Origin of the sequence: Psychroserpens sp., from assembly GCF_036960315.1 — a bacterium.
Lineage (GTDB): Bacteria > Bacteroidota > Bacteroidia > Flavobacteriales > Flavobacteriaceae > Psychroserpens.
Window position 1 is genome coordinate 1 of record NZ_JBALVR010000024.1, and the last position, 6,336, is coordinate 6,336.

The 6,336-nt window shown below is 37.8% G+C and carries 1 protein-coding gene; it reads right to left on the reverse strand.

Translation table 11 applies throughout. The features are described from left to right. A partial coding sequence (locus V7719_RS18675; protein ID WP_335731459.1) for an HYR domain-containing protein occupies positions 1-6,168 on the reverse strand: 6,168 nt, incomplete at its 3' end. Positions 6,169-6,336: the final 168 nt, after the last annotated feature.

Genomic DNA, 6,336 nt, shown 5'->3' on the forward strand with positions numbered 1-6,336 from the left:
TTGGTAAGATACCACTGTATTTCCTATTGGAAAAGTCGCTCCACTTGCCGGACCAGATAATAATGTGGTCGTTGCAGCACAATTATCTGCACCTACAGGTTCGGTATAATTTACTACTGCACCAGAAGCACTAGTAGCGTTTAAACTGATATTTGTAGGACAACTTATTGTTGGCGCTTCATTATCTTCAACAGTTACAGTGAACGTGCATGAGTCTGTATTACCTGCAGCATCAGTAACAACAAAGGTATTTGTTGTTGTACCCACAGGGAATTCAGAGCCAGAGGTAATACCAGCTGTTTGAACAACATCATTTCCGGCCCAATTCAAAGCATTTGTCATTATCAAAGTTCCGTCAGTACTAGTATCCCAATAAGAGCTATGTATACTACTTGATGGCGGGTAAAAATTCAAGCTCACTCTTCTCGCTTGAGCCGGTCCTACATTTTCCTTTGCTATGATAAACTTCTGGTTGTTGTCATATAAGGCAATGTCATACGAACCAGCAGTTATAGAATTAGAAGTTCCACGCAAACTGGCTGTTCCTCCATCGAACGCTGTTACCCCTTGCATGATTGGATGAGCAGGTAACAAAACAGTTCCTAAGGTTCTGATGCCGTTAAATCCCTCTTGACCTGTGGGGCTTAACACACGATATGTATCAGTATTAAATGCTCCTTGAATATTTAATGCGCCAATATCGAATACAGCATCAACAACAGCACCTCCACCATCAATATACGCTGCTAAATTATCGCCTAAAGCGATGTAGTTATCAGGACCAAAATCCGTCCATACAAAAACTACATCGTAGTTTTGAAGTTCTGCCAATGTTGGAGTTCCCAATTGAGTATCAAATATATCTACACTATTAAACTGCCCAGTAGCTACTAATTTTGTTTGGACATCAGTAAGACTAGCAACAGATTCTGCGGCAGCAAGCAAAACATTTAAAGGTCCATAACCATCACAATTATCAGTTGCGGTTACGTCAAAGTTAACGACTGCACTACATGTTCCAGTTGTATTATTTACAGTAATATTTCCGGGACATGTAATTGTTGGTGCTTCTGTATCGCTAACTGTTACTGTGAACGACGCTACGGCAGCCTCATTTCCTGCTGCATCTTCAGCAGTGTATGTTACCGTTGTTGTTCCTACTGGGAAGGTATCTCCAGATTGGTAATTTGAATCTATAGTTGCGTTAGGACAATTATCGCTAACTGTTGCAGCTGTCCATGTGGCTGCTGCTTCACAGCTACCAGAACTATTTTCAACAACAATGTTTGCTGGTGTCCCATTAATTACCGGGATTTCAGTATCCGTTACTGTTATAGTAAATGAAGTTGCCATCGCGTCATTATCACTAGCATCAGAAGCAGTATAGGTTACAGTGGTTATCCCTACTGGAAATACTGAACCATTTATTAAATCTGTTGTTGGACTAGATGCTATTGTAAGCGTACTTCCTGTACAATTATCACTAACCGTTGGATCTATCCATGTTATTTCAGCTCCACAAATTCCTGAATTATTATTTACAGAAATATTTGTTGGTGTATTATTAATTACAGGATCTATATTATCCTCAACTGTGACATTTGCAATACAGGTTGCTGTGTTTCCACTTTCATCTGTAACCGTTAATGTTACTGTGTTTATTGAAGAAGTTCCGTTAAATGTTTGTCCTGTAACAAAGTCTGTTAAAGGGTCCATGTTTGTTAATGTACCACTATTCGCATTGTAAGAAATGTCATTCAATACATTTGTTCCCGTATTCTCGGTCATGTTGTAATAGGCTACTAAGCCTGTCGCAGATCCATCAATCGTTTTATTGTAGTCACTAGCAATGTCTGCATTCAATCTTGCAGTATTCCAAATTCTAACTTCATCCATAGAACCTTGGTAATATTCACCCCATGGTTGATCAGAACAAGCGTCTCGACCAATTTGTACTGGGTAAGTGTTGCTAAGGTTAATGCTTGTATTGGCAATGCCAGAATTATCTAGAGCACCGTCTAGGAATAAACTAACGGTACTTCCATCTTTTTTAACAGCAATGTGATGCCACGTATTGTCGTTAATGGCAGAAGCAGAAGTCGTTTGATGGTTTCCAATTAATGGGTCAAGGAACTCAATGTAAAACTTTCCGTTTGACTGCATTCTAATATTCCAGAAGTTATCCGAATTACAAACGGCTCTTTTAGAAATCAATGCTGCCGGATAAGACGTTGCTTGATTTGTTTTTACCCAAAGTTCAATTGTGAAATTACCTGTTCCAAAGTTCGCTCCCGCAATGTTCCCAAAATCAACGTAGTCATTTACTCCGTCAAAATTTAAAGCATTTTGGTCTGTTGTTACTTGATTGATGTTGTTACAACTAAAAGAACTTGGGCTAACGCTTAAAGAAGCAATAGCACAATTATCTGTAGAGCCGTTGTTAACTTGTTCTGCAGTAAGCGTTGCTTGACCGTTTGCGTCGAGTTGCAATGTCACATCTTGGCAAATGGCATCAGGACCTTCAGTATCCTCAATAATTACATTTTGAGTTTCCGTTGTTATATTCCCATTACCATCATTAAAGGTCCATGTTATTACTGTAGTTCCTTGGTATGTAATCGGTAAATTAGCATCTGAAACACCTTGTATTTCACCAGAGCAATTATCATTAGCTAATAATGTTTCTAATGATGTTACTTCACATTGGGCAATAATATCTAGAACACCGTTACCAGCCTGATTACCAGTACTACTTAATTCCCATACTTCAATTTCTTCAATTTGCCAGCCATTATAACTACCAGCTAAATTATCTCGACAATCAGTAGATCCATACGTTCCATTTACGCATTCATAACTATGTCCTAAATTAGAATACCCATTCGTAAGGTTATTATATATAACTAAATCATGACCGCCACCAAAAGTTGGTCCATAATCCGATCTATTATAAATTGAATAACTTCCTGTACCGCCATATTGACCACCTTGAGTATGTTTGGTTTGATTAGTTACTGAAAACAGAAAATTATTAGTAAGATTATTTACATAACCTTGTTGAGATCCATTCCAAACCCCTTCATTATACCCACCAAATATACGTCCATCAGTAGTTCTCGCGACAAAAAGCGTGTTTGGAATGCCATCGCATAGGCTGTGAAATGTAGAGGCCGTTGAACCATCTACTGTTTTAGTAAACAGCAAATTGGCTTCATTTTGTAAATTGGCTGGTAGCCATCCCGTTATTAGCGCTTGGTCTGTACCACTTATAATGGTTGAGTCTGGCAATAAATCTGTAGCAACCACAGGTCCTTCGTTATCTAAAACAGTAACGTCAAAACTACAGGTTGCAGTATTTCCTGAAGTATCAGTTGTTACAAAAGTATTTGTTGTTGTACCTACTGGAAATTCTTCTCCAGATGCTATTCCTGCGGTTTGAGTCAATTCAATTCCGCCATCGAGTAAATCGGTAAATGCATCAAAAATAGCAAGATGATCTGCATCTGGAATATTGAATCCGCTACTGCCTAAACGACCAGCATATAAAAGGTAATAAATTCGGGTACTTGAACCCAATCCATTGACAACATGATAATCACTATCCGTATTAGTAGAATACGTATGACTGGCTGATGGGTTGTTTTCTACAATAATCATGTGATTTACTGAAGGGTCATTAACCGGAGTAACGACTTCTTTAATAAACGCCGTGTACGTAGTTGCACCTTTGGTTAAAGTTTGAACCGAACCAAATGCACTACCTGAGCCATCTGCACCAAGATTTCCGGTTATACGAAATTGTGTAAGCGCATTAATATCTGCTGCCATTACGAATAGACCAGGTAAATGTCTGGTAAAATATTGACCACCTGTACCAAAAGCATTACTCGTGGTAATCGTATTATAAGTGTAAGGTATTCCGGTTGCCAAATTAGTATTGAGATAATTTCCATTATCATACATATCAGGTCCACCATTATATATGTTATTATTTGAATGGATATCATAAACAAAATTGTAGCGATTCGGGATAAGGTCCGCAATCGTTTCAAAATCAGTATTAACTGCTGTCAATACTTCTGAGAGCGATGACGCTCCAGAACTAGCGCAATTATCGGCTGGTGTAACTTCGTAATTCACTACAGCACCACAGCGTCCTTCATCATTATTAACTGTAATGTCAGTTGGACATGAAATTGTTGGGTCTTCGTTATCTATTATAGTAACATTAAAACTGCAGGTTGCTGTGTTACCAACAACATCAGTTACTATAAAAGTATTGGTAGTTAGTCCCAGAGGGAATATTTCTCCTGAAGCCAAACCTTCGGTTTGTTCGATGGTTATTGTGCAGTTATCGGCAGTAGTTACAGCGTATGTTATCTCAGCACCACAGACACCTACATCTGTATTCTGTGTTATATTTGCAGGACAAGTTAGAGTTGGCAAACTATTATCTATGACGCTAACAGAAGCAGTACATGTACTTACATTATTGTTACTATCGGTTACGGTTAAAACAACAGGAATACCAATATCATAAGCACTACCTTCTGCTATTTGATAACCATAAATAGTATTTGAATTATTTGAAATCCACATGGTTTCACCATCAAAAGCCATGCTATACACAAGAACAGCAGTATTTATAGAACTAATATAAGTGCCGTCGGTTGCATCAATTGTATGAATAGCCGCATTAGTATTAGGAACAGAACTCCAGTTCTGTGCATATCCTCCAATATATAAGTACCCATTAGCATAAACTAGACCACTATAACTTTGCATATTTCCCGGTAAGGAAATGGTTCTAATAAAAGTGCCATCCGTCTTATCAAGCACTCTAATTTGATTCGAAGTCCATAATACAGCATACACATAGTCCGCATCTGTAGTAACGGTACCTGCAGGGGTGCCCAAGTTATACGTCCAGACAGTAGAACTTCCAGATCGTTTAGTAATGGTATTATCAGTCCAATTGGCGGTATAATAATCCGTTTCGCTATCTGTATCCATCCATATCTGCATCATTTGCTGTTGCCCAGAATTAACACTTCCTAATGAACTATGATTGTTGTCATACTTATGAATAGTAGAAATGTTCCATTGCGGATACCAAAATTCGTTAGTATTTGGGTTAAAACCACCACCAAATGAATGTGTTGGTTGCGCTTGAGTACCAATATAATTAGGTGTGATTTCAGTTGAAACACCACCTATATCATCACAACTAAAACTGGTTCTATCAACGCTAAACGTTACGTCTCCACAGTTATCACTACTTCCTGAACCAATTGCATTAATATCTGCAACTGTTAGGTCATACGTGCCATTAGCATCTAATACCACTGTAATATCATTGCAGCTTGCATCTGGTGCTTCATTATCTACCAAATTGCTATCCGCTTGATCTATATCGCCATCACAATCGTTATCTATACCATCACAAATTTCATCTGCGCCAGGATTGATTGCTGCATTTGTATCATCACAATCGCAATCTGTACTATATCCATCCGCATCTGCATCTGTAAAACTCTCATATGTTGGATATGAAACGCTTCCGTAAGAATTCCATGTCTGGGGTGCTGATCCAGTACTATTAGAATTTGGGAACGTATCAAACACAAAATCTCCAACATTATTATTGGCCCAAATACCCAGATCTACATTGCCATCTCCTGTTGCTAGCGAGCCTAAAAAAGCCCTTGGAATTCGTATTTCACTTGTAGTATTACCTCCAAATCCAGCATGATTAAACCAAGAACTTCCTAGCTGTTGACAGCCAAAAGGATTGTTAAATGGAAAATAGCAAATATCGTTAGCCCCATAGAAATCAATTCTATAAGTCCATTCGACACCAGATGGAAAATTCATTCCAGCAACGCCAGCATTAGTTTGTCCATCACCTGGAACTCTAAAAGCAATATGTAAGTTATCTGAATCTAGATTTATCCCATTTACACCTATATAAAAATAAGTGTCATCTGCAGAAAAGTAATAAGTGCCATTATCATCTGAACCTATTGAAGCTTGAAAATCTGAAGTATTACCATCAACAGTTATAGCTTGATATACCGGTAATGCGTCGCATAAATCTGGTTGTGAAAATGAATAAATTGGCAATAAAAAAAATACGACAACAGATAATTGAAAGTAAAAACGTTTCATGAGGTATAGGGATTAGTTAAAAAATACCGTAACACGAGCGCACTCTAAAAAGTAACTACGACTAGTTACACTTTTAAAAAAATAAATTTACTGTAGAATTTGGTTGTTTACAACAATTCTTTTATGAGAAGATATGTTGATTAATAGCTTTATGAAGGTCATCTATTA